Annotated in this window: 14 protein-coding genes; 2 read left to right on the top strand and 12 right to left on the bottom strand. The window is 40.3% G+C overall.

Annotated elements, in window-relative coordinates:
• Positions 1–6 precede the first annotated feature (6 nt).
• A complete protein-coding gene (locus tag L1S31_RS02265) occupies positions 7–477 on the top strand; it encodes a TspO/MBR family protein (RefSeq protein ID WP_236461505.1) in 471 nt (156 codons plus the stop codon).
• Between the two features lie 31 nt (positions 478–508).
• On the opposite strand, the gene L1S31_RS02260 is transcribed toward L1S31_RS02265, so the two are convergent.
• The 12 genes from L1S31_RS02260 to L1S31_RS02205 all read right to left on the bottom strand — a co-directional run bounded on the left by L1S31_RS02260 (position 509) and on the right by L1S31_RS02205 (position 23237).
• Positions 509–3448, bottom strand: coding sequence for a DUF7619 domain-containing protein (locus tag L1S31_RS02260; RefSeq protein ID WP_236461502.1), 2940 nt, complete (start codon positions 3446–3448; stop codon positions 509–511).
• Between the two features lie 146 nt (positions 3449–3594).
• A complete protein-coding gene (locus L1S31_RS02255) occupies positions 3595–6090 on the bottom strand; it encodes a DUF7619 domain-containing protein (protein WP_236461499.1) in 2496 nt (831 codons plus the stop codon).
• 19 nt (positions 6091–6109) lie between these two features.
• Positions 6110–9262, bottom strand: coding sequence for a DUF7619 domain-containing protein (locus tag L1S31_RS02250; RefSeq protein WP_236461496.1), 3153 nt, complete (start codon positions 9260–9262; stop codon positions 6110–6112).
• A gap of 62 nt (positions 9263–9324) precedes the next feature.
• The gene (locus tag L1S31_RS02245; RefSeq protein ID WP_236461492.1) at positions 9325–10548 is read right to left on the bottom strand and encodes a BaiN/RdsA family NAD(P)/FAD-dependent oxidoreductase; all 1224 of its coding nucleotides are present in this window, start codon (positions 10546–10548) and stop codon (positions 9325–9327) included.
• Positions 10545–11204, bottom strand: coding sequence for a glycerophosphodiester phosphodiesterase (locus L1S31_RS02240; protein WP_236461490.1), 660 nt, complete (start codon positions 11202–11204; stop codon positions 10545–10547). The genes L1S31_RS02245 and L1S31_RS02240 overlap by 4 nt, the downstream gene beginning before the upstream one ends.
• A gap of 1 nt (position 11205) precedes the next feature.
• The gene (locus L1S31_RS02235; RefSeq protein ID WP_370637817.1) at positions 11206–12855 is read right to left on the bottom strand and encodes an alpha-amylase family glycosyl hydrolase; all 1650 of its coding nucleotides are present in this window, start codon (positions 12853–12855) and stop codon (positions 11206–11208) included.
• Between the two features lie 4 nt (positions 12856–12859).
• Complete coding sequence (locus L1S31_RS02230) at positions 12860–15235, bottom strand: glycoside hydrolase family 31 protein (protein ID WP_236461487.1); 2376 nt, start codon at positions 15233–15235, stop codon at positions 12860–12862.
• A gap of 4 nt (positions 15236–15239) precedes the next feature.
• Positions 15240–17072 carry a glycoside hydrolase family 13 protein gene (locus tag L1S31_RS02225; protein WP_236461484.1) on the bottom strand — a complete coding sequence of 611 codons (1833 nt, stop codon included), beginning with the start codon at positions 17070–17072 and terminating at the stop codon, positions 15240–15242.
• A gap of 232 nt (positions 17073–17304) precedes the next feature.
• The gene (gene mdxK / locus L1S31_RS02220) at positions 17305–19608 is read right to left on the bottom strand and encodes a maltose phosphorylase MdxK (RefSeq protein WP_236463489.1); all 2304 of its coding nucleotides are present in this window, start codon (positions 19606–19608) and stop codon (positions 17305–17307) included.
• Positions 19609–19638: 30 nt separating this feature from the next.
• Positions 19639–20292 carry a beta-phosphoglucomutase gene (gene pgmB / locus L1S31_RS02215; RefSeq protein WP_236461481.1) on the bottom strand — a complete coding sequence of 218 codons (654 nt, stop codon included), beginning with the start codon at positions 20290–20292 and terminating at the stop codon, positions 19639–19641.
• Positions 20285–21814: an MFS transporter gene (locus L1S31_RS02210; protein WP_236461478.1), complete on the bottom strand. Its 1530-nt coding sequence runs from the start codon at positions 21812–21814 to the stop codon at positions 20285–20287. Before L1S31_RS02210 ends, pgmB begins: the two co-directional genes overlap by 8 nt.
• Positions 21815–22217: 403 nt before the next feature.
• Entirely contained in the window at positions 22218–23237 is a 1020-nt protein-coding gene (locus L1S31_RS02205; protein ID WP_236461475.1) for a LacI family DNA-binding transcriptional regulator, read from the bottom strand.
• 227 nt (positions 23238–23464) lie between these two features.
• On the opposite strand from L1S31_RS02205, the gene L1S31_RS02200 reads away from it, so the two are divergent.
• A complete protein-coding gene (locus L1S31_RS02200) occupies positions 23465–26413 on the top strand; it encodes a SusC/RagA family TonB-linked outer membrane protein (protein ID WP_236461471.1) in 2949 nt (982 codons plus the stop codon).
• Positions 26414–26424 lie beyond the last annotated feature (11 nt).

Below are 26424 nucleotides of genomic sequence, written 5' to 3'. Positions count from 1 at the left end.
ACTTGTATGAAAATCTTAAAAATAATACTGCTGGTTGTTGTTTGTACAACTTTGGGTTATCTGTCGGGAATGGTTACGCGGGATAGCATCACTACCTGGTATCCAACATTGGTAAAGCCCGTTTTTAATCCGCCAAACTGGATTTTTGCACCGGTTTGGACCTTGCTTTACATTATGATGGGAATCGCCGCAGGTTTAGTCTGGACGAGTGATTCCGATGAGAAAACGGTAAAAAAGGCGCTTGGTTTTTTTGCAATCCAGTTTGCATTGAATGTGATTTGGTCTTACCTTTTCTTTGGTTTGCACAATCCGCTTTTAGCCTTAATTGAAATTGTACTGCTTTTATTGATGATATTCGAAACCTATAACCAGTTCAAACGAATTGACAAATTAGCCGGCTTTTTATTGATTCCGTATCTGGCATGGGTGAGTTTTGCGACTATCCTCAATGCCAGTATTTGGTGGTTGAACAGATAAAAAAAAGTCCCGATCATTCGGGACTTTTTTATTATTGGATAATCAGTTTCTTGATTTGTTTCAAATGGGTTTGCGTAGAGACCTCTACCAGGTAAACTCCTTTTGAAAGATTGCTTACATCAATTGTTGACTGATTTGAAGCGACATTGGAAGTCAGGCTTACTGTTTTGCCCAAAATATCATAGATCATTATGCTTTCTATAATTTCAGTGCTATTGTTTAACGCAACCTGAACCAAATTGTGCGTTGGATTTGGATACAGGATAATCGAATTTTCGGTAAACAAACCAATTCCTAAAGATGTTACAAATTCGGTATTAAAGGTATTGGTAACAATTGCCGGATTCGAATCAAAAAAGATATCAGCAGTATTTGGAATTATATCACCAGCAGCATAGCCAGGTTTTGGTTTGATTTTGAATTTGATGAATCCTTTTCCGGTATCCGTGTCAGGAATAGAAACAGGAAGTTGGATGTTATTGAATTTCCAGGTTAAATTATTACCCAGGCGATCAAGCGTGTAACTATGGCTGGCAGCCAGCATCACTAAAGTGGTTTCGTCCAATTGGCTGTCTAAAACATCATTAACCAATATGTCCAAAGCACCGGCTGTACCACTATTTTCAAATCGAATGGTGTATTCAAGGTAATCGTTGGATGTAAATGATGTAATCAAGATTTTTTCACCATGTCCTTCAACCTTATCATTTGGATCATACGAACCCACAACAGCCTGTGTAACGCTGCTTGAATTATTATTGGCAACAATATCACCAGAAGGAGGAACTATTGAAACGGTATCAGTAAGCAACTGGCCTAACGAAACAGTTGGAATTGGAGGAACCGAAATGGTCACAATGATGGTTCGGGTTTCGTAAGGCAATAGATTGTTGAAAATATAAGTAAAGCCATTTGTTATTGGTGTTGTACCAGCCTGTGAAATATTGGTAATCGATGTTCCAACATTATTATTAAAAGTCAGGACTCCGGTTGGAAGTGTCTGATTGCCGTTATTCGTATAAATTATTTTGACGGTGTAGGTTGATCCTGCACGAGGCGAGCTTTGAGGAACTATGGTAACTCCTAAATCGGCATAGCTTTGTACAATCGTAACCGGAAAATTATAGGTTGTCATCATTCCCGTTGCAACACTTACATTGTTGAAACCAGTTGGAGTGGTGTATTGTGCACCAAAATCGCTGTTGATCGTATAGGAAAGATTATAGAAATTGCCCGGAATCTGGTCGTAAAGTATATAAGAACCTGTAGGAGCTGTAATGGCATGTGGGTTTCCATTATTATTCAATTCATAGTGAAACTGGCCTAAAGGAAAATTGACCTCTCCGCTATCCTGCGTTCCGTTTGCATTTGTATCCACAAAAGCATTTAACCTGATGCCTGAGCAATCAATACTTCCGGCTCCGGCTTCATTTACATTCGATTGCGATACATTGATGTATCCTGCCTGATTGCTGAAGTTTGTAATTAAGATGATATAATATTGTCCTGCCTGAGCATTCGCAATATTTAAAATTTCAGTTGGAGCTGCAGAATAGCTGCAACCTGTTGTTATGGAAACTGGGACTCCAATTCCCGGAGCCTGGCCACCACTAATGGCAGCACACCCTTCATCACGCGTCGCAAATGGTCCCCAGGCCGCGTAATCTACATCAAGATTTGGAGTTGTAGTGTTAAAGGTTGACTGGGTTAACAATAAGTTTACAGGACCTGTACCAGCTATCTTAAGAGTGAAGTAAGTTGGATTTGGAGTGGTGCTTAAGCAGCCAATAGGCCCTAAACTAGGAACTCCTGTTGTATTGCTGTAATTATTTACGCCACAAATAGATTCACTATCAGCACAAGTAGAAGGAATGGTAATGCACACATTGAAAGTGACTGTCTGTGGGGTTTCCAGTATAGAATAGACCCTCACATAATAAGTGTTTCCAACGGTCAAATTAGACAAGGTTGCATAAAGGCTGTTTCCGGTGCCACAATGGATTTGATTAAGTGAATTGCACGCTCCTGAATAAATTACCATATTTAAATTTGGAGTCGTCCCTGCAACATTGCTGAGTGTTACGTTTAAGGTTGGATTGGTAGCCACAAATTTGAACCACACATCATCATCAGCAATTCCTGTTGTACAAGTTATAGGATCAGTAGATGCTGTTGCACCAGTTAAACTACCAACAACAGGTTGGGTGCAGTTTCGGCCACCAACAGGAACGGTCAAGGCAGTTGAACAATCATCATTTGCAATTAAAGTATATGCGTTTGCCCTTAACGACCAAAAACTTTTGTCTCCGGCAGCACAATTTGCCCTTACATAAAAACTATAACCGGTTCCTTGTGTAAGGCCCGTTACCGTAAAAGGATTTGTAGTTACTGTTTGACCAGTAGCAGTTGGAGATGGTGTTGTGCCAAATGGCAACGCAAGAACTTCCCATGAAGTCGAAACGGTATCATACCAGTTTAAGGTTATGCTGTTTAAGGTTGGGGCACTTGCTATCACATCAAGTGGTGCAGGGCAACTAGGTGGAGGCGCACAGGTAACATTTGCAATCCAGCCAGTTGCATTAACGCTGCCATCGCTTCTGAATCGGAAAGTTAAACAGCCAGTAGCGCTTGTTGCTGTAAAAGGACCTGGAATTGCATTGCCCCAAAATCCTCCAGCCACAGAACCAGGTACATTTGCTGCTGGATTTGTGCTTAGAATTTGTGGAGCGGTTGTAGTATTTCCATCATAAACATATAAAGCATCATAAGTCGCTTCTGTAGAAAATGTTGTAAAGGTCACCGTTACCATATCTCCCGGACTATCTGGGCAAATGGTTATGGTGTAGTCGGTGTTGTTGGCATAATTTGCATCTCCTCCTGGATCGGTAAAAGTGGTTCCGCATCCTTGTGAATAGCCTAAGCTAAATAATCCTACAGAAAAGACAAATGCTAAGAGTAAAGTTTTTTTCATGTTTTGTTGGTTTATAGACATTCAAATATAGATTTTTTTTGGATGCTTTGAATAAAAAATGACAAGGTTTTAGATTATTTAGAATGATTATTTTGCAGTATAACAAATAGTTATAAAAAAACCCAGATTGATACTGGGCTTTTCTATTATTGGATGATTAGTTTTTTAGTGAGTTTCAGATTGCTCTCTGAAACAATTTCTACCAAATAAACGCCTTTTGACAAATCGGAAACATCGATGCCCAGGCTTTGAGTTGCAATTGTTGAAACTGTTTTTACAGCTTTTCCAAGAAGGTCATAGAATACGACTCTTTTCAATTGTTCGTTCGTGTTTACCATATCAACCTGAACCAAATTGGTCGCAGGGTTTGGATATAAAACCAAACTATCGGAATCAAAATCAGCAACACTTAACGGTACTATAAATTTACTGTTGAAAGTAGCCGTAACAATTGCCGGGTTGGAATCAAAATAAATGAATGCATTATTCGGAATGATATCTCCGGCCTGGAATCCGGGTTTCAATTTCACCTTGAACTGAACATAACCTCTACTTCCGGCTTCATTAACACTTGCCATGTTCAGGAATATGTTTTTGAAATCCCAAACCAATTGATTATTGATTCTTTTCATCGTGTACTCATGGCTTGAGGCGACCATTTGTACTGTAGTTTCATCTATTTGTGCATTGAGCAGATCCTCAATTCTTACATCAATTGCATTTGCAGTTCCGTTATTTTGGAATCGGATGGTGTAAAAGAAATAATCATCAGGAGCGAAACTGTCAAACGGAATGGTTTTTCCACGTGATTCCATTTTGTCATTCGGGTCAAGTGAGTTGACTACAATCTGCGAATTGGAGCTTGAATTGTTGGTCAAATCGATATCATTGGCTGGTGCCGAAATGGTAACACTGTCAGTAAGCAGGTCATTTGCATTTACGATTGGAACCAAAGGAACGTCCATCGTAACATTCAATATCCTGGTTTCATTTGGCAGAAGATTGGTAAAGTTATAAGTAAATCCGGTCGGATTCATTACGATGCCTGTTTGTGGATATACGGTAAATGTATTTATCTGTGGAGGTTTGGTAAAGGTAATGCTTCCGTTGGTTGTTGCAATTCCGCGATTTTTATACCTGATTTGGTTCAGATACGTATATCCTGGTCTTGGAGCGACATAAGGTGCCAATGAAATTGACACATCATTATAGGTTTGCGTTAAGAGAACCGGGAAATACAAAATTTGGGTTGTGGTTCCAACAGAGATATCGTTAAAGGTTGTGGTGCCCGAATCATAATAAGGGGCAAATTGAGATTGGAGCTGATAACTGAAATCATACGTATTTGAAGTATTGTTATCATACAAAACATATTGGCCTGATGGCGAATAGCCATTTATATTTGTTCCGTTATTGTTTTGCTGGTAAATAAAGTTTCCATTTGGAAATAACAACTCACTTGTTTCCTTAACGCCATTGTTGTTTGCATCCACAAAAGCGACTAAAATCACTTTGCCCGGATTTGGCGTACAGATGACATCGGCAACCCAGCCAGGATAAGTGACAGAGCCATCCATCCTAAATCGGAAAGTCAGGCAGCCATCAGGGCTTGACGAGGTAAATGGGCCAGGAGTTACATTGCCCCAAAAACCGCCAGCCAAACCACCAGGAACATTCCCTGCCGGATTGGAACTCGGAATTTGTGCCGCGGCTATTGAGTTTCCATCAAAAACATATAAAGCATCCCAAGTGGCTTCGGTACTAAATGAATTGAATAAGACCGTAACGGTATCTCCAGGATTTGTAGGGCATATTGTGGTAATACTATCGGTACCTCCATTTGAAAAACTATAATTGGCCGAAGGGCCGCCATTGTCTGTGAATTGGGTGCCACATTCTGCCGGTGCCATAAGAGTGCAGAAATTAACTCCTGTAGACCAATCGCTGTTATCACTCAGCGAACAAACTGCCCTTACATAACAAGTATAACAGGTTAGAGCGCTAAGCCCAGTGATGACAAAAGGATTTGCTGTAGCAACGACATATCCGGTTGATCCTGCAGTTGGCGCAGGACTACCGGCAGGAAGCACGATGCATTCCCAGGTATTGGCAACACTGGAATCAGGATTGGCAGCTTGTACCCAGTTAAAGTTAGCAGAATTATGTGTGATGCTGTTTACCGTAAGATTTGTTGGAATGGTGCATGATGGTCGGGGAGCACAGGTTACATTCGCAATCCACCCTGGTCCAGTCACCGAATTATCACTCCTAAACCTGAAAGTCAGACAGCCATCAGGACTTGTTGAAGTAAAAGGGCCTGGAATAGTTGAACCACTATACCAGCCTGCCAAACCACCAGGAACGTTTCCTGCTACATTTGTACTCGCAATCTGTGGTGCAGTTATCGAATTTCCATTAAAAACATACAAACCATCATAATTCATTTCCATTCCGAATGACGTAAAGGTTACAGTCACCACATCACCCGGATTCGAAGGGCAGATGGTTACCGTATAATCCGTATTGTTGGCAAAATTTGCGTTTGGTCCTCCTGGATCGGTAAAAACATCCCCACAAGCTTGTGAATGGACATTTGAAACTCCTAAAAAAAGGATGAGGCTTAAAAATAAAAATTTCTTCATGGCTGTTATTTTATCTAAACTATTGTACTATTAATTTCTTGGTTATTTTAATATTTGTCTCTGAACTTATTTCTACAAGGTAAACTCCTTTCGATAAATCGGAAACATCAACTGAAAGTCTTTCCGTACCAATATTATCTACCGATTTTACTGCTTTTCCAAGAAGGTCATAGAAGACTACTTTTTTCAACTGCTCGTTAGTGTTTATCAAATCAACCTGAACTAAATTAGTCGCCGGATTTGGATATAAAACCAAACTGTTGGCATCAAAATCAGTAACACTTAATGGAACGGTAAATTTACTGTTGAAGTTTGCCGTTACAATTGCCGGATTAGAATCGAAATAAATCGAAGCGTTATTCGGAATGATATCTCCTGCCTGGAATCCAGGTTTCAATTTAACCTTGAACTGGGCATAACCTCTACTGGCCGTTTCATTTGCCGTTGCAGTGGTCAGGTAGATGTTTTTGAAATCCCAAATCAATTGATTTCCGATTCGCTTCATAGTATAATTGTGGCTCGCGCTTACCATTAAAACACTCGTTTCGTCAATTTTTGCATTGAGCACATCTTCAACCCTAACATCAATTGCATTGGCGGTTCCGTTGTTTTGGAACCTGATGGTGTAAAGGAAATAATCATCCGGAGCGAAAGTATTGAACGGAATCGTTTTTCCACGGGATTCCATTTTATCATTAGGGTCAGCCGAATTGACTACAATCTGAGAATTGGAATCAGAATTATTATTCGGATTGATATCATCCGCAGGAGCAGTAACAGAAACAGTAGATGTGAGTAATTGATTTAGGGTTACGACCGGAACCAAAGGCACAGTCATCGTAACAATGAAGGTTCTGCCTTCATTTGGCTGGAGATTTGTAAAAGCATAGAAAAAGCCTGTTGCATTGGGATTTGTCCCAGTCTGGCTTACAGTGTATGTTGTTATGGCATCTGGTTTTGTAAATGTTATCGTTCCGCTTGCTGTCGAAGTTCCATAATTCCTATAAGTAATTCTATTAATATAATTGTACCCTGGCCTTGCAGGATAAACTGGCGAAATTGAAATAGTGACATCGCTGTAATGCTGTGTATTTGTAATTGGGAAATATAAAAATTGGGATCCACTTCCGGCGGCTATGCTAATGTTGCTGTAGGTTGTTGTTCCCGAATTATAATAAGGAGCGTAACCCGGATGAATCTGATAGCTAAAGTTATAGGTGTTGGATGCATTAGCATCATATAAGGCAAACTGGCCTGTTGGAGAATACCCATTTATATTGGTCCCGTTGTTGTTCTGCTGATAAATGAAATTCCCATTTGGAAATAACAATTCCCCTGTATCCTTAATGCCATTGCTGTTGGCATCTATAAAGGCTACCAAAACAACTTTATCAGCATCGGGTACGCAGTTAACACTTGCAAACCAACCTGCCCTGTTACCCGTATTGTCACTTCTGAACCTGAAAGTCAGGCAGCCATCCGGACTTGTTGAAGTAAAAGGCCCGGGAATGGTTGTTCCCCAAAAACCTCCGGCCAATCCTCCAGGAACATTTGCTGCCGGATTTGTACTTGCAATTTGTGGAGCTGAAATCGAATTTCCGTCAAAAACATATAAAGCATCCCAATTGGCTTCGGTATCAAATGTATTGAATACGACTGTAACAATTTCACCCGGATTTGTTGGACAAATGACATAAGTGTTATCGGAAGCACTAGTATAATTTGCAGTTGGTCCACCATTGTCAACGAATGTTCCACCACACGCAGGAGGTGCAATTGAAGTACAGAAATTAACGGAAGTCCACGCACTATGGTCTGTCGTAGAACATATTGCCCTTACGTAAAAAGTAAAACAGGTACTTGGCATCAGCCCAGTAGCAATCCAGGTCATACCTGATGCATCGGGAACAGGAATTCCGGGGCCCGTAGGTGCCGGCGAACCTGCTGGTAATACTAATGCTTCCCAATGAGTAGCTACACTGGTATCAGGATTTGCAGGCTGGGTCCAGTTAAATGTAGCGGAATAAGGAGTTATTGCACTTGCTGTAAGATTGGATGGAGTCCTACACGTTGGCGCTGGTCCACAGCTTACATTAGAAATCCAACCGGTCCTATTTATAGAAGGATCGCTTCTAAACCTAAAGGTCAGGCAGCCATCAGCACTTGTTGAAGTAAATGGCCCGGGAATGGTTGTTCCCCAATAACCTCCGGCTAATCCGCCTGGAACATTTGCAGCCAGGTTTGTACTCGCAATTTGTGGTGCAGCTATTGAATTCCCATTAAAAACATACAGGGCATCAAAATTGGTTTCGGTATCAAATGAAGTGAAGGTAACTGTAACAAGATCTCCGGTAGTTGGAGGGCAGATAGTGGTGGTTACATCTGAGCCGTCGGTATAATTTGCGCTAGGCCCGCCATTGTCAACAAATTGTCCGCCGCATACCGGAGGAGCGGCCTGGGTGCAAAAGGTATAGTCATGCGACCAGTTACTCGTTTCAGTTCCCGAGCATAATGCCCTGACATAGACAACATAGCAGGTGTTTGGTAATAAACCAGTAATCGAAAGAGGTAAAGGTCCGCTATACGCTGGCCCCGATGGATTACCCGTTTGTGGATTCCCTGCTGGCAGTATTTCGAATTCCCAGCTTGTAGGCGAACCTGTCTGGGTCCAGTTGATATTGGTTGTTGTGCTTGTGATTGCTGTTGCATTTACTCCTCCGGGAGTTGGACAGCTTGAAGGCACTTCGCAGGTAATATTGGCAACCCAGCCTGCACGGACACCGGTATTATCACTTCTGAACCTGAAAGTCAAACTACCATCAATAGCTGTGGAAGTGAATGGACCCGGAATTACCGTACCCCAATATCCTCCGGCAAGTCCACCCGGAACATTTGCTGCAGGATTGGTACTGGCAATCTGCGGTGCCGCTATTGAATTTCCATCAAAAACATATAAGGCATCCCAATTGGCTTCGGTATTAAATGCTGTAAAGGTAACCGTAACCAGTTCTCCCGGATTGGAAGGGAAAATGGTTACTGTGTAATCCATATTGTTTGTGTAATTAGCTGAAGCTCCTGCCGGATCTGTGAAAACATCTCCACATTCTTGAGAATAAATTGAGTTTGCTGTAGCTAAAAAAAGGAAGAAGATTAATAGTAAAGTTTTCTTCATGTCAGTTTAGTTTTTTGTTAGGAAACCAAATTTACTGATTTTGAGTAAACTACAATGTTAAATTATAAGAAATCTTCTGTCAGGGATTGTGCCAGAATATAGCCTGATGTCCAGGCGTTTTGAAAGTTAAAACCACCCGTAATGGCATCAATGTTTACAATTTCACCAGCAAAAAAAAGATTTTTGTGCAACTTGCTTTCCATGGTTTTGAAGTTGATTTCCTTTAAATCAATTCCGCCCGCAGTTACAAATTCTTCCTTAAAAGTGCTTTTACCATTTACCCGGAATTCTCCATTGGTAAGTTGGTTTGCCAAATCAGTCAATTGTTTTTTGGATAAGTCAGCCCATTTCATTTCGCTGTCAATTGATGACGCCAAAACCAAACTTTCCCACAAACGGTTTGGAAACTCAAACGGCGATTTTTTGCTTACGACTTTTTTGGCGTGCTCTTGTTTCAGGTCTTTCAAAGTATCCATTGCCTCTTCAAAAGTGACTTCGTTGAGCCAATTTACCTGAATGATGAATTGATAGTTTTTGTCAAATAATTCTCGTGCGCCCCAAGCGGAAAGCCTTAAAATTCCGGGACCGGACATTCCCCAATGTGTGATTAACAATGGGCCACTCGCTTCCAGTCTGCTTCCTTTTACAGTAACTTTGGCGAAAGCCGAAACACCCATCAAATCCTTAATCCTGGAATCTTTGATGTTGAAAGTGAAAAGCGAAGGAACGGGCGAAACGATGCTATGCCCCAATTGCATCAGCATTTCCCAGATTTTTGGATTGCTGCCTGTAGTCAGGATTAATTTTCGGCAAACAAAAGTTTCGTGATTGGTTTCCACTTTCCAGTAATCGCCTGCATCAAAAATCGCCTGAACGCTTTGACCGGTCAAAACGGGAATTCCAAGTTTTTGGGTTGCCGATGTAAAGCAATCGATAATGGTTTGGGAGCTGTCTGAAGTTGGGAACATCCGGCCATCATCTTCAATTTTGAGCTCCACTCCGTGTTTTTCAAACCAATCAATGGTATCACCCGAACAAAACTGATGAAAAGGACCGCGCAGCTCTTTTTCGCCACGAGGATAAAACTTAACCAGGTCATTCGGGATAAAACAGGCGTGGGTCACATTACATCTTCCGCCACCTGAAATGCGCACTTTTTCCAAAACGGTTTTACCTCTTTCGAGAATAGCCACTTTTAGTTTGGGATTGTTTTCAACGATATTGATAGCGGTAAAAAAACCAGCTGCACCGCCACCAACAATGATTATGTCGAAATTTGAGTTCATATCCTATCTGGAAAATCTGTAATGATGCCGTCAACCTGCAGCGATTTAACAAAGATAATATCTTCCGGCTCATTGATGGTCCACGGATAGACTTTAAAATTCTTGGATTGCATCTGCACAACATTTTCAGCAGTAAGCAAATGATAGTACGGATGAATGGAATACGCTTTTATGAATTTGGCGAAAGCCATAGCCAGGTCTAAATCGGTGTTGGTCAAAATTCCAATCCTAATTTTATCATTCAGGAAATGTACCTGCTGCAGTGCATTCCAGTCAAAGCTTGAGACGACAAAATCGGCATAATCCCAATTCTTTCCTGAAATAAACTGTTCAATGATTCCTACAACTTTATCAGCAGTTTCAAAAGATTTGAGTTCAACGTTGATAAAGCACTTTCGGTCAATCAATTCGAAAACAGCTTTCAGGGTTGGAATTCCTAAAACTTCCAATTCTGCTGCTGAAAAATCCTTTACAAAACCAGTATCTGAAGTTGTCCGGTCAATGGTTTCGTCATGGATAACAACCACTTCACCAGATTGGCATAAATAAACATCAAGCTCGATTCCGTCAACATTTAAGTCAATCGCTTTTTGGAACGAAGCCAAAGTATTTTCGGCGACATAGCCTTTCGCCCCGCGATGACCTATTTTGTGCATTTTAGATTTTTTCCAATAAAACAATACCGAAATCTGTATTGAGCGTAACCGAGGATTTTGTTACGACAGCAGTTTTTCCCGAATAAGCATCCCTCACTTTGGTTCCGTTTGCGAAAACACTTCCAATCCATACATTTTTTTGGCCTTTATTCAGGTCAAGCCCAATAACCACTTTGTCTGTATATTTTCCTTTGGAATAAATCCTGCTGAAAACATAAGGGCCACCTGAAATCTGGTTGTGTATTCCGGCACCAACTGCCGGGTGCTTTTTTCGGAACTGGCCTAATTTCTGCCAGTGCGCCAAGATTTCCTTTTTGTTCCGGTTGTTGTCAAGGTCATTCCAGTTCATGTTGGAACGCAATGTTGCATCGCCTTGAGCGCCTTCAATATTCAAAGGACGCGCAGTCTCATCACCGTAATAAACCTGGGAAATTCCAGGTGCCAATAATAATTTTGTACCGCTTTCAAAAGGCCTTTCACGGTCTTTATCATAAGGGTAGCCGTCATCGTGCGAAGAAATGTAATTCATTACCGTATTTCCCTTTAAATCATTATGCAGGATGTCGGAATATTTGGAAAACAACGCTTCATAGTTCATTTTGGCTTCATTCCTAAAATCAAAATTGATTAAACCAGTGAAACCATTTTCGAAATAGTTGACTTTCTTATCGCCAAAATCATAGAATTTTTTGTTGCCAATATTGTAGCCATAGACTTCACCAACGGTAAAAAACGGATTGTCGTCCAAAACTTTTTTTGGATTGTTTTTCTTGTATTCGGCGAAAGCCATATCACAAACCTTCCTGAAATCGGCCCAAACATCTTCAGTAGTGTGCTTGGCGGTATCAACCCTGTAACCGTCAATTCCGAATTCCGTAATATAATCTGCCAGCCATTTCATGATATAATATTTTGGCGCTCTTGGAAAACCGGTTTTAACAAAAAAAGCATCAAGTGAGGCAGCTTCCTTTTCATAACGACCTTCGTTTTTCCATTTATTGGATAAAAATGAAGGCAGGTTTGTGTTCTCATTACTTTCGGTTTTAACATCCGGAAGGTTTTCTACAAGCGTGCAATTGATGTAAGTATCATAAGAGTTATACGTGCATTTTGGAGAAGTCCGAACCCAATCGCTTGGATAAACCGAATCTTCGGAAGTTACCGGTCCTGTGTGGTTGATTACTGCATCGAGCATAATCCGGATTCCTTTGGCATGTGCTTTCTGAACCAACTCCGCCAAATCTTTTTTGGTTCCGAAACTCGGGTCCAACGAACTCCAGTCGCGAGTCCAATACCCATGGAAAGCATAGGTAAAACCAGTTCCTTCATCAACCCCATCGTGGATTTGCTCTACAATCGGAGTCATCCAGATGACATTGATTCCAAGATTGGTAAAATAACCTTCATCCAATTTTTGAATAATCCCACGGATGTCACCGCCTTCAAAACCACGTAATTTCCCAGTTGGTTTATTGCGGTTGAAAGTGTGGTCGTTGGTTTTGTCACCGTTGTTAAATCTGTCGGTAACGATAAAATAAACGTTGGCGCCTTCCCAGACAAAAGGTGTTTTTGGAGTTACAGGCTTTTTTTTCTGAGCGAAAGTCATTCCGCAAAGCAAAAAAGAAAGTAACAGTAGGTTGATCTTGTTCATGATTTTAATATTCAATTTTAACTTCAGAAGGCGTTCCTTTGGTCATGGTGACATTCACCTGTAATGGCTCGGCAAATCTTTTGTAAACCTGTTCCTGGCCATTTACAAAAATACGCTTGGCTTTGATGTTATGAATCAATACCGAAACATTTTTATCTGCGGAAGCATAATTTTTTCCAACAGTCGAACTCAGTTTTATAGTCAGAGCTTTACTGTTATTGGTGCTTGTAAAATTCAGCATTTCGTATTGTCCTTTTTCAAAGGCATTCGGCGTAGCACCATCGTCATTGTATAATTTTCCGGAGGAATTCGCCACGCTTTCATCAAAATAATAATGCAGGTTGAAATTGGCTAACGAATATTTTGTCGTGTTTTGAATTGTTTCAATCATAGGGATGAAACTTCCGCCACGAACGAAGGTCGGAATGTAATCCTCTTTAATTTCAACCATTTCCTTTTTTCCACCGATATGTTTTTTGCCTGTGTAAAAATCAAACCAGTTATTGCTTTTCGGGAAATAAATTTCAAAATAAGTTGGTTCCTCGCCAATTGGAATAGTGACCGGATGAACCAAAAAATCATTCCCCCAAAAATAAGTTCCTGCATCAGCTGTTAATTCCTTATTGTCGGGTTCTTCAAAAAACAACGGACGCATTAACGGAGTTCCTTTTTGGTTGTTATCAAAAGACAAGGTGTAATTATAAGGCATTAATTGATAACGAAGTTCCACAGATTTTTTGGCTTTAGCCATGGTTTTGACATCTTTTCGCGCCACTTCAGAAGCGACTTCTTCCTGCGCATGCGGACGGAATATCGGATTGAAGACTCCGTATTGCAGCCAGCGTAGATACAATTCGTTGTCAAAATAATCTCCGGCAAATCCGCCTAAATCCGAGTGCATATACCCCAATCCCTGCATTCCCATTTGCAGCGCGATTTCCATTTGGCTTTGTAATCCGCCCCAACCTCTGCTTACGTCACCGCTCCAGGGCACCATTCCAAAACGCTGTGAGCCCGAATATCCGGCACGCATCAAAATAAATGGCCGTTGATTTGGAAAATCCTTTTTATAGCCATCGGCGATTAATTTGGCCCAATTGTGGCCATAAATATTATGGACTTCATCGGCTTTGCCACCAACAGTGATTGCCTTTGACGGGAACACTTCAGGTTCGCCCAAATCGCCCCACATGCCGCCAACGCCCTGATTGATTAATCTTTTGTAGACATTCCAAAACCAATCCTTTCCTTCGGGTTTGAAAATATCGACAACACTGGTGTTCCCGAAATAGAAATCCCAGGTTGCCGGTTTCCCGGTTTTGTCGGTTACCAATACTTTTTTATCTACGGTTTCCTGCCATTTAGATGAGGTTGTGAGTATGAATGGCTCGGTAATGAGTATCGTTTTTACACCTTTAGCATTCAAATCAGAAATCATTTTATCCGGATTTGGGAAATTATCCTTATCCCATTCCAAATTCCCCATCGTTCCCTTAACTGATTTTCCAAACCAATACAAATCGAGGATAATGGCATCAACGGGAATATTATTGTCTTCAAATTTACGGATGGTATTTTCGACCTCTTCCTGTGAATGATATCCGAAACGGCTTGAGAAATTGCCCAAAGACCAACGCGGCAATAAAGGCTGTTTCCCGGTCAAGTTGGTATAATTTCCAACTAAATCGGTCCAATTATCTCCCGCAATGACCTGATAGGTTTTTCTTCCCGAAATGGTTTCGTAGGTCAGTGTATTGTCTTTTTTGCTGTCTAAATCCAGATAGCCAATGGCAGAATTGTCAAAATGAACCGCATATAATTTGGATGATAGCACCAATGGAATACAGAAATTCATCAATTGTGCGGAATCACCATAACCATAATGTGCGCGGTTGTACAACTGCAGGCGATTACCGCGACGGTTCATTCCCAACGCTCTCGCGCCACCGCCATAAAGTGCTTCGGAATTGTCTAAATTGAAAGACAAGGTTTCGGTGGAATCGTTTACTTTGGTATAGCCGGCTTTTTCAGAAAAGAGGAATTTACCCTTGTTATAATACGAAATCTGGAAGGGCGATCTTACTATCCTTACTGTAATTCCATCATGGCCAAACTCTATATTTTCCTTGATATTAATAAACCAACCGTTATTAGAGATTGGTTTTTGTACCACTGCATGAGAATTTGAATTGTAACTTTCTCCTTTTGGGATAAACGTGGTTTCAACCGTTTTTTGGGAGTAAAACCTAAATTGATAAGTTCCGTCGCTGGTTTCAACCGTATAATGGGTTTTATTATTTTTGACCGATAGGAATTTCCGGTTTGCATTTTGGGCAAACGAAATGGATGTTATAAATAATACTAAAAGTAGCTTTTTCATATTTTTATTTTAATTCTAATACCAATACCGATTTTCCTTCGATGGAAACATCGTTTTTCAAATCAATCATTTTTCCTGAGAAAATGTCCTTTCCGCCCAAATGATTTTGAATGCTTTCGGCAAAACGATTGGTTTTGAAAGTCTGGGTTTCGTTACTGTTATTGATAACGACCATCACACTTTCCTTTTCGTTATAACGGAAATAAACATACACATTATTTACCGGAATATAGTGCTTCATTTTGCCAAAATGAATCACGTCCTTTGATTTTCTCCAATTGAAAAGTTTGGAAGTAAAATCATAGAATTTGTTTTGTTCCTCATTTCTTCCGGCCTTCGTAAATGCATTGTTGCTGTCGCCATTCCAACCTCCGGGGAAATCATGGCGGATATCGCCATCGCCTTTGCCTTTATCACCATCCATTCCAATTTCAGAACCGTAATACAACTGCGGGATTCCACGTATTGTTGCCAAAAGCGTCATAGCCATTTGGTATTTCCTGAAGTCTTTTTTATAGGCTGAGTTAAAACGATTGGTGTCGTGGTTTTCGGCAAAAACCAAGATGTTATTAATGTTTGGATACAGGAAATCGTTGACAAAATTGTCATAGACTTTGATCATTCCTTTGTCCCATTCGCCTTTATCTTCATTGAAAACCGAACCAAAAGCATCGTGCAACGTAAAATCCATCACCGACGGCAAATAGGAATTGTAACTTTCAATGGCGCCAATCTTACTGTCTTTCTGCCAATAAGCCATTTGTGCCTGGTTGTGCATCCAGACTTCGCCTACAATATTGAAATTTGGATATTCGTCAAGGATTGCTTTGGTCCATTTTGAGATTCCTTCCTTGTCGTTATACGAATAGGTATCCACACGGAAACCATCCAAATCGGCGTATTCAATCCACCAGATTGCATTTTGGATCAGGTAATTCAAAACCAAAGGATTCGACTGGTTCAAATCGGGCATCGAAGGCACAAACCAGCCGTCCATGCAGTTTTTGGCATCAATGTCTGAAGCATTCGGGTCAAACTGCGTAGTCATCCGGTAATTCGATTGCGAATAACCCGGGAATTGGTGCACCCAGTCGTAAGTCGGCAAATCCTTGTACATCCAATGCTGGTAACCCCAATGATTGGTCACATAATCCAAAATATTTTTCATCCCACGGCTGTGGAGTTCGGCGCTCAAACGCAGGTAATCTTCATTGGTCCCAAATCGCGGATCAATCTTATAAACATCCGACTGCCCATAAGTGTGGTACGAACCTTTTGGATCGTTGTCTTCGCAAAGCGGTGTTGGCCAAACGGCTGTTGCGCCAAGCTCTTTGATATAATCCAGGTTTTTAATGATGCCTTCGATATCGCCACCGTGCCTTCCGTTGGGATTGCTTCGATCGGCTTTTTCATTTAATGAATTATCACTGTCATTCTTTGGATTTCCATTGGCAAATCGGTCCGACATAATCAAATAAATCATATCCGAACTGTCATAACCTTTTCGGAATTTGGAATTTTGCCTTCTTTGTTTGAGCTCATACTTTTGCGTAAGCGCCACTTTGCCTTTGCTTTTGAAACTAAAGGTCAGCTCAGAAACCGGAGCATTTTTAGTATCAATCGTTACAAAAACGTAATTGGGATTTTCTGTTTTTTTGATGTTGTCGATGACAATGTTGTTGGAAACGGCAACGTCATATTGCGCGATGTTCTTGCCATAAAATAGAATCTGCACTTTTGACAGTGTCATTCCCGAATACCAAAACGGAGGTTCAACACGGTCAATCTGCGCAAAGGCAGAGATAGAAATCAGTAGGGAGAAGAGTAGTTTTTTCATTGTATTTGTTTTTACCATAAATAGGATTAAGGCTTTATAGTCGTTTATATTGTATATCGTCACTTCGAGTGTTTTTGGCGAAGCCAAAAATGTATCGAGAAGCTTTCTGCAAACGACGGTTCTCGATACATTTTTTATTCCATTGCATTCCATAAAAAACACTCGAACTGACGTGTAATATTAAAATAAAAAACCCTTTCAGATAAGTCCGAAAGGGTTGGATTGTAATTTGTTAAACAGTCACCAGGCTATTTGGCTCGACAGAAACCGCTGTTCCATTTACATAAACGGTAATTGGAGTTTCACCCTCAAGTACAAATTTGGTTTCGTTCTGATGCACGGAAACTTTCAATATTTGGTTCCTGAAATTGATTTTAAAGGAATAACCATCCCAGTCTTTTGGGATTCTTGGTTCAAAATGCAGTTCGTCATTTTTGACACGCATTCCGCCAAAACCTTCCACGATGCTCATCCAGGTTCCCGCCATCGAAGTGATGTGAAGGCCTTCCTCAACTTCCTTGTTGTAGTCATCCAAATCCAAACGCGAAGTTCGTAGATAGAAGGTATACGCTTGTTCCATTCTTCCTAGAGTCGCCGCCTGAATCGAGTGCACGCAAGGAGAAAGTGAACTTTCGTGAACAGTAAACGGCTCATAAAAATCGAAGTGCTTTTCCAGTTGTTCCTTGCTGAAATGGTCTTCAAAGAAATAGAATCCCTGTAAAGTATCGGCCTGTTTGATGTAAGGCGAACGAAGGATTCTGTCCCACGACCATTTTTGATTGATTGGACGTTGTGATTTATCCAAATCGTGGACTTTCACGAGTTCTTTATCTAGGAAGCCGTCTTGCTGTAGATACACATCGTGTTCTTCCGAAAATGGAAAATACATATGGTCGGCGACTTTTTTCCAATGTCCGATTTCAGTTGCATCCAATTTAACTTTGCTCATGATTCGGGCAAAATCCGAACTGTATTCTTTTTCCACGCGTTCAATTTGTTCAATGGCATAATCGATACACCATTTGGCCAAATAATTTGTATAGAAATTATTGTTGACGTTGTTTTCGTATTCATTCGGGCCTGTAACACCCAAAATCACATATTGGTTTTTATGGGTAGAAAAAGTAGCTCGCTGATGCCAGAAACGCGCAATTCCAATTAGGACTTCCAAACCTTTTTCGGGAATATAGGAGTAGTCACCGGTGAATCGGTAATAGTTGAAAATCGCAAAAGCGATAGCGCCATTCCTATGGATTTCCTCAAAGGTAATTTCCCATTCGTTATGGCATTCCTCACCATTCATCGTAACCATCGGATATAAAGCTGCGCCATTTTTAAAACCTAATTTCTTGGCATTTTCTATGGCTTTTTCCAAATGATTGTAGCGGTAAGCCAACAAATTCCTTGCAACATGCTGGTCTTTGGTCGCCATATAAAACGGAATGCAATAGGCTTCGGTATCCCAATAAGTCGAACCGCCGTATTTTTCTCCGGTAAATCCTTTTGGGCCAATATTCAAACGCGAATCCTTTCCTAGATACGTTTGGTTCAAATGGAAAATATTGAAACGGATTCCCTGTTGCGCCTTTACATCGCCTTCAATGGTGATATCGCTCATTTCCCAGATTTTCGCCCATTCACTGATTTGTTGAATCAATAGGTTTTCATAGCCTTCCTGTAATGCTTCTTTGATGACATTTTCAGCTGCTAACTGCGTATTTTTGTGGTTCATCGAAACCGTATAACCACCCAGTTTTTGTATCGAAGCAGTTTGTCCTTTAGCCGCAGCGGCTTCATAGGTAAACTGGACTTTTTCTTTTGATGATTCAACATTTGACGGCAAGGCGTTTTGGTTTTTGCCATTCAGCAAAATCGTATTCTGCATAAAGGTAGTAGCCGTGAAATGCGTTTTGAACGTTCTTGCCGTAACAAAAGCTTCATTTCCTGAATTGGTAACGTTTAATGGTTCCCAAAATTTCTCTTCCCAGTTGGCGTCTTCGTTGTGCACTCCGGCATCAACATACGGTTTGAAAAGGATTTTGGCATCATTGTTAAGCGGTGTGATTTCATAATTGATTACACCCACTTCGTCCAAATCCAAAGAAAGGAAACGACGAACGTTTACTGCTATTTGTGTGCCGTTCTGCAAAGTTGCCTCGAACGAACGGTCATAGATTCCTTCTTTCATATTCAGCTCGCGGCGGAAGTTTTTCACTTCCTTACAGGCAGCCAAATCGAGATTTTCACCGTTGATTTCAATGTCGATTCCGATCCAGTTTGGCGCATTCAATACTTTGGCGAAATATTCAGGATAACCGTTTTTCCACCAGCCCACTTTGGTTTTGTCAGGGTAATAAATTCCGGCTATGTAGCTTCCCTGGAATGTTGCTCCAGAGTATTTTTCTTCAAAATTGGCACGTTGTCCCATGGCACCATTTCCAATGCTGAAAAGGCTTTCGGAGGATTTAACCTGGTCTAAGTCAAATCCTTCTTCTATGATTGACCAGTTGTCTGGTTTGATATAATCTTGATTCATGTTGTTGTTTTTTCCTTTGATCATTCAATTTTATTTTATGAAGGCTTCGATAAACGAAGTGTCCATAAACGTAAAATCTTTAAAGTTGTATTTTGCTTCATGTAATATTTTCTCATCGCCAATTCCGATGCTGGTCATGTTGGCAATGTTGGCAGCCTGGATTCCGGCTACGGCATCTTCGAAAACCATGCTGTTTTCGTTGCTCACGTTTAATAATTTTGCGCCTCTGACGAAAACCTCAGGATTTGGTTTTGCATTGGTTACGTCATTTCCATCAACAATGGCATCGAACATATGCAAAATCTTTACCTTCTCTAAAATAAGGCGGGCATTTTTACTTGCCGAGCCCAAGGCAATCAGTTGTTTTTTCTCTTTAATAAACTCTAAAATATTCATAACGCCCGGAAGCAGTTCGCTTTCGTCCATGTGTTTGATATAAGAGAGGTAATCTTCGTTTTTTTGGTGCAGCCATTTGTTTTTGCTTTCTTCTGAGGCTTCAATATTCCCGAGCTTCAAAATAATTTCCAAAGAACGGACGCGGCTAACGCCTTTTAATTCTTCGTTGTGTTCTGGTGTAAATTCGATTCCCAAATCGGCCGCTATTTTCTGCCACGCCAAAAAATGGTATTTAGCGGTGTCTACAATAACGCCATCGAGGTCGAAGATGAATGCTTTTTTAGTCATTAATTATAATTTTCGATTTGTCATTTATGGTAAGCGAAATGATTCCTGCTAGAATCATTGACGTGCCACCAATCAATAGGGCATAAATAGGTTCGCTGTTAAAGAATTTAGAAACTAAAAATCCTAAAATGGAAGCAGCAACCAATTGCGGGATTACAATAAAGAAGTTGAAAACTCCCATATAGTAACCCATTTTGCTGGAAGGTAATGCTCCGGAAAGCATTGCATACGGAATGGAAAGGATACTCGCCCAGGCAATTCCAACACCAATCATTGGCAGCCATTCCATGGTGAAAACGGTTGGTTCTGAAATGAAATAAATGGAAATCAAACCAAAGCCACCACAGGTTAAAGCAATGAAATGCGTAAATTTCCTGCTGGTGTATTTTGCCAATAATGGCAGCAGGAATGCGGCAATCGCAGCAATCAGGTTGTAGTTGGCAAACATTTCGCCAACCTGGTTTGCTCCGGTATTATACGCTTCTGAAGTCGTATCAGTAGTTCCGTAAATGTGTTGCGTAACGGCAAGCGTGGTGTAAATCCACATAGAAAAAAGCGCAAACCACGAGAAGAATTGCACCCATGCCAACTGTTTCATGATTTTTGGCATAAACTGAAAATCATTCATGATGGTTACAAAACCATTTTCGGTATTATTCGCACGCTGCATTAATCCCGAAATGGTCATTGCCAATCCTCCAAGGCTGATCATTCCTAAGGAAAGAACATATAAATCTTTCTTTAAATCCAACTCATAAATCAGGAACGAAAAGGAAATCCCGATGGCTAAAAATAAAAGCCCTTTTCTTAAATGGGAAGTCCCGTTTTTTGAAAACCATTCCGGAGAATGCACCTCTTTTTTGAATTCGGTTTCCTTGTGTTTCTCAAACGCTTCCATTTCCTCTGGTGAATATTCCTTGGAGGTAATTACAGTCCAAAGAACGGTTACGATGAAAGCAACACCACCAATGTAGAACGAATACTTCACCGAATCGGGGATAATCCCAAGCGGTGCCGTATTGTCAACATTTAAATGGGTTAAAATCAAAGGCAGTTTGGAAGCTACGTAAGCGCCAATCCCGATAAAGAAACTTTGCGTTGCAAAACCTAAGGTGCGTTGCTTTTCGGGAAGATTGTCTCCCACAAAAGCCCTGAAAGGTTCCATAGAAACATTAATGGAAGCGTCCATTATCCATAACATTCCGGCTGCAAACCACAAAACGGGTGAATTGGGCATGATGAACAAGGCTGCGGATGCTAAAATGGCTCCGACAAGGAAATAAGGTTTTCTTCGGCCGAGCCTGGTCCAGGTCCGGTCTGAGAAATAGCCAATGATGGGTTGAATAATTAATCCGGTTAAAGGAGCAGCCACCCAAAGGATTGGGATGTCATCAATTTTTGCGCCTAGAGTTTGGAATATCCTACTAACATTTGAATTCTGCAGAGCAAAACCCATTTGTATCCCCAGAAATCCGAAACTCATATTCCAGATTTGCCAGAAACTTAATTTACGCTTTTCCATTATCGTAATTTACTGATTTATAATACGATAAGCGGTGTGCTTATCAAAACTTTTTTTAGTTCGAAGTAAAAGTATAAGCTTTGATAATTGTCGTAAAGATAATAAAGAATTTAAGTTGAGGTCTTTTTGATTAAAAAAATTAACGAAAGCGGGTTACGAAAACGTTTTTTTGTTGATAACTAACCGTATTAACCAATCCAAATCCGGCAATATCAATGCTTTATTCACCTTGTGAGCGTAATCATTGCGGGATGAGTCCGATGTGTGTCCGATAAAAAAGCCAAAACATCGGACACACATCGGACACACATCGCACACACATCGGACACACTCTGAACCAATACTGCATAAAATCCTGTTGAAACAGGTCTCAAACAGCTTTTTGATAGTAAGTAAATAGAGGTTATTTGGTGGATTCGCGTTCTACCAATTCGGTTTCGATGACTTCGGTTTTGTATTGTTCTTCGACTTCCTCTTCCGATTCCAGCCTTTCGATAAGCATCTTGGCTGCTTTGCCTCCCATTTTAATCCCGTTCTGACTAACGGTGGAAATGCTTGGTGTAGAATATTTTGAAATGATTCCGTCGGTAAAGCCTACGATGGAAAGCGCTTCCGGAACTTTGATGTCGTGTTTGCGCGCCAATTTTATAGCCGTAACGGCAAACAATTCGTTGACTGCAAAAATAGCGTCGAGTTCGTTGTTGAGTATCAAATTCTCAATCGAAGATTCAAAGTTTTCGGTGTCTTCAATTCGAAGGATTAGATTTTCATCTACTTTTAAATCGTTGTTTTTTAATGCTTTTATATAGCCTTCGGTTCGGAGTTTTCCAACGCTGACATAGTCTACAGTGGTGATCAGGGCTATTTTTTTGAATCCTTTATCGATAAGGAATTGTGTCGCGTCAAAGGCGGCCAGATTGTCGTCAATGATGACTTTGTCGCACAAAATATCATTGGTAACGCGATCAAACATTACCACAGGCATTCCCTGGTTGATGACTTCGACGATGTGGTGGAAATCCTTTTTTTGCTGGGTTTCCTTTGAAAGCGACATGATAAAACCGTCTATGCTTCCGTTGGCGAGCATTTCCATGTTAATTACCTCTTTGTCAAAGGATTCGTCAGAAAGGCAGACCAATACGTTATAGCCATTTTCATTGGCAACATTTTCAACGCCACTGATTACCGTTGCAAAAAAATGATGGATAATTTCAGGAATAATAATACAAATTGTCTTGGTTTTCTTGTTTTTTAAACTCAGCGCAATATTGTTGGGTTTGTAGTTGTAAAGTTTGGCAAATGCCTGTACTTTTTGTCGGGTGTCTTCACTTATTTCCAGGCTGTTTTTCAATGATTTAGAAACGGTAGATATTGATACGTCAAGCTCTTTGGCAATTTGTTTTAAAGTGACTTTTTTTCTCATCATTGTGAATTTGATAAATAGTAATTTCTGAATAAAGGTAGTTGATAATTTTTATTCCGTCAATTTTAGCGTTAATAAATTATAAAAAACAAAAACTTTTCAACACGAAAACGTTTTCGGTAGACATTTAACTGTTGTTTATTAGGTATGTTCCAATTTTTACATAAATTTAACATTCGAAGTCAAAAGTATAAGCACAAAATTATTTTTTAACCTAAACAAAATGTATGAAAACAATTTACAAAAAGTTGTTATTTTTATTCCTATTGCTGCCTTTTAGTGTTCTCGCTCAGAGCACTTTAAGTGGGGTTGTGTCTGATAGCAAATCAGGTCAGCCATTACCAGGCGTAAACGTAACTGTTCAAGGTGCATCAAACGGCACCACAACAGATTTTGACGGAAAATTCCAATTGGGAGGACTTAAAAGTGGAGACAAAATCGTCTTTTCTTTTATCGGATATGACTCTCAGACGGTGGGTTTTTCGGGCCAGAAATCTGTTAATATCAGCTTAGTGGAAAGTGCTAACCAGCTACAGGAAGTTGTAGTTCAGGTTGGTTATGGTTCTGTTAAGAAAAAGGATGCCACCGGTTCTGTATCGGTATTGGCAGCCAAGGATTTTAACAAAGGTTCGAATGTTACCACAGAAAACTTATTGAATGGTAGGATTGCCGGTGTTACTGTTGACACTCAGGGATCTCCTGGATCAGGGTCTACCATCAGGATTAGGGGAGGTTCGTCGTTGTTCGCTTCGAATGATCCATTGATTGTTATCGATGGTCTGCCTTTGGACAATACTACCGGAACGGGAGCGACTTCATTTTTAGCTTCACTTAACCCAAGTACAGTAGAATCTATCTCTGTATTGAAAGATGCTTCGGCAACTGCAATTTACGGTTCCCGTGCTTCGAATGGTGTAATCCTTATTACTACCAAAAAAGGAGGTAAGACTTTAGCCGTAGATTATAATTTTATGTATGGTTCAGGTAAGGTAATCAATACGGTTGACGTATTCAGTGCAGATCAGTTCAGGGACATTGTTGCTCAACATCCGGAGTTAATTCCTACGAGCCCTACATTTAATGGTTTAGGTACTGCAAATACAGATTGGCAGAATGAAATCTACAGAAGAACAGATTACGTAGATAACAACCTATCGATAAGAGGAAACCTTTTTGGTGCGATTCCATCGAGACTTACTATAGGGAACACCTATATGGAAGGTTTGAGATTAACCAATTCATTTAACAGGAATACAGTGGGCGTGTCGTTAAATCCATCTATATTTAAAGATCATTTGAAATTCAAGATCAATGCAAACTACTCTAATGAGAGAAACCGTTTTGCAAATGGTGTTGAAGGAAATGCGATTAACTATGACCCAACACAACCGGTTTATGACCCGGCATCTCCATACGGAGGATTCCATGAATACTACAACCCTGATGGTTCTTTGATTCCACAAACACCAAGAAACCCGGTTGCGGAATTGTTACAAACTTCAGATAAAGGATTGTACGACAGGATTTTTGGAAACATCGAGATGGATTATAAATTCCATTTCTTCCCAGAACTTCGTTTGGTAGTAAATGGTGGTTTTGATGAAGGACAAGGTCGAAGGATCAAACTTGTAGGTGCAGATGCTGCATCGGCAGGACAAAACAACAATATTCCTTATGGAAATGATGAATATTCAACTTCTATTAGAAGGACTAAATTGTTTGACTCCTATTTAGTATACGCTAAAACTTTTGGTAAAACAGTATTTGATTTCACAGCAGGTTACTCTTACCAAAAATCAGAAAGAGGAAATTATGCGTCAAATAATATTTTAGCTCCAGGGTACATCCCGACGGTGGCACAATATAAAGTACCTGTAGTAACCGTTGGTTTCTTTGGTAGAACCAACTTTAACTACGATGACAAATATTTATTGACCTTATCTTACAGAAGAGATGGTTCTTCAAGGTTCGCTAAGGAAAACCGTTACGGGAACTTCCCTGCGGTTGGTTTTGCCTGGAAGCTGAACAAGGATTTATTGAAAGAAAACGGAAGAATTTCTGATTTGAAACTGAGATTAGGATGGGGTATTACCGGGCAACAGGATATCGGAGAGGATAACTCATTGGTTTACCTACAACAATATGATACCGGAACCAGTACTTCACAAATTACTTTTGGAACCGTTCCTGTGCCAATTGCAGTTTCCCGAGCATTTAATGAAATCATCAAATGGGAGGAAACTACAACTTACAACGCTGGAATTGATTTTGGAATTGCCAAAAACAGGGTAAGTGGAACTTTGGATGTTTACTATAAGGATTCAAAAGACCTTTTGGCTCTTACTCCGGTTTCTGATGGAGGTAACTTCTCTAACTTTGTTTACCAAAATATCGGAAGCATGGTTACTAAAGGAATTGAGTTTGGCCTTAATGTGGAAGCGGTTAAAACGAATAGCTTTAACTGGAACGTGAATTTCAATACGTCACATTTCGACAGAAAAATCACAGAGCTTTACAACACTTCTGATATCAGGACTGGGGACAGTGTAACCGGTACAGGTACACAGGTTCAGATCCACAGGGTTGGATACGCACCTAATTCTTATTTTGTTTACAAGCAATTGTATGATGCTGCAGGAAAACCAATTGAAGGAGCTTATGCCGATTTAAATGGTGACGGTATCATCAACGCTGATGACAAATACATCTACAAAAACAATGCACCTAAGGTGACTTTCGGATTCGCGTCTAACATGACTTACAAAAACCTTGATTTCTCTTTCAATATGAGAGCAAGTTTAGGAAACCGAATCTTCAATGGTGTAAATGCAGGTAGAGCACAATACCAGAGATTGAATGCAGGTAATGCACTTCAAAATCTTCCAACGAATGTTTTGAGTACAGATTTCGTAACCCAGTCGGATAGTAAACTGCCTTTGTCAGATATTTGGATCGAAAACGGATCTTATTTGAAAATGGACAACATTACAGTAGGGTATACCTTCCCGAAATGGTTAGAAGGAAAAGCGTCCCTTAGATTATTTGTAGGATGCCAGAATGTATTTACCATTACGGAATACACAGGCTTAGATCCTGAAGTTGATAAAAATGGACTTGATTTAACAATTTATCCAAAACAGCGCCAATTACAAGTTGGAGCTAACGTGAAATTTTAAAAAAAAGAAAT

Source organism: Flavobacterium wongokense (assembly GCF_021608265.1).
Lineage (GTDB): Bacteria > Bacteroidota > Bacteroidia > Flavobacteriales > Flavobacteriaceae > Flavobacterium > Flavobacterium wongokense.
Note: the sequence above shows the minus strand (reverse complement) of the source record. Positions and strands in the feature narration are given on the sequence as shown.

Coding starts and splice junctions, on each gene's coding strand:
- L1S31_RS02260 (WP_236461502.1), bottom strand. CDS start 3,448: ATGAAAAAAACTTTACTCTTAGCATTTGTCTTTTCTGTAGGATTATTT.
- L1S31_RS02250 (WP_236461496.1), bottom strand. CDS start 9,262: ATGAAGAAAACTTTACTATTAATCTTCTTCCTTTTTTTAGCTACAGCA.
- L1S31_RS02230 (WP_236461487.1), bottom strand. CDS start 15,235: ATGAAAAAGCTACTTTTAGTATTATTTATAACATCCATTTCGTTTGCC.
- L1S31_RS02235 (WP_370637817.1), bottom strand. CDS start 12,855: ATGAACAAGATCAACCTACTGTTACTTTCTTTTTTGCTTTGCGGAATG.
- L1S31_RS02245 (WP_236461492.1), bottom strand. CDS start 10,548: ATGAACTCAAATTTCGACATAATCATTGTTGGTGGCGGTGCAGCTGGT.
- L1S31_RS02205 (WP_236461475.1), bottom strand. CDS start 23,237: ATGAGAAAAAAAGTCACTTTAAAACAAATTGCCAAAGAGCTTGACGTA.
- pgmB (WP_236461481.1), bottom strand. CDS start 20,292: ATGACTAAAAAAGCATTCATCTTCGACCTCGATGGCGTTATTGTAGAC.
- mdxK (WP_236463489.1), bottom strand. CDS start 19,608: ATGAATCAAGATTATATCAAACCAGACAACTGGTCAATCATAGAAGAA.
- L1S31_RS02210 (WP_236461478.1), bottom strand. CDS start 21,814: ATGGAAAAGCGTAAATTAAGTTTCTGGCAAATCTGGAATATGAGTTTC.
- L1S31_RS02265 (WP_236461505.1), top strand. CDS start 7: ATGAAAATCTTAAAAATAATACTGCTGGTTGTTGTTTGTACAACTTTG.
- L1S31_RS02200 (WP_236461471.1), top strand. CDS start 23,465: ATGAAAACAATTTACAAAAAGTTGTTATTTTTATTCCTATTGCTGCCT.
- L1S31_RS02225 (WP_236461484.1), bottom strand. CDS start 17,072: ATGAAAAAACTACTCTTCTCCCTACTGATTTCTATCTCTGCCTTTGCG.
- L1S31_RS02255 (WP_236461499.1), bottom strand. CDS start 6,090: ATGAAGAAATTTTTATTTTTAAGCCTCATCCTTTTTTTAGGAGTTTCA.
- L1S31_RS02240 (WP_236461490.1), bottom strand. CDS start 11,204: ATGCACAAAATAGGTCATCGCGGGGCGAAAGGCTATGTCGCCGAAAAT.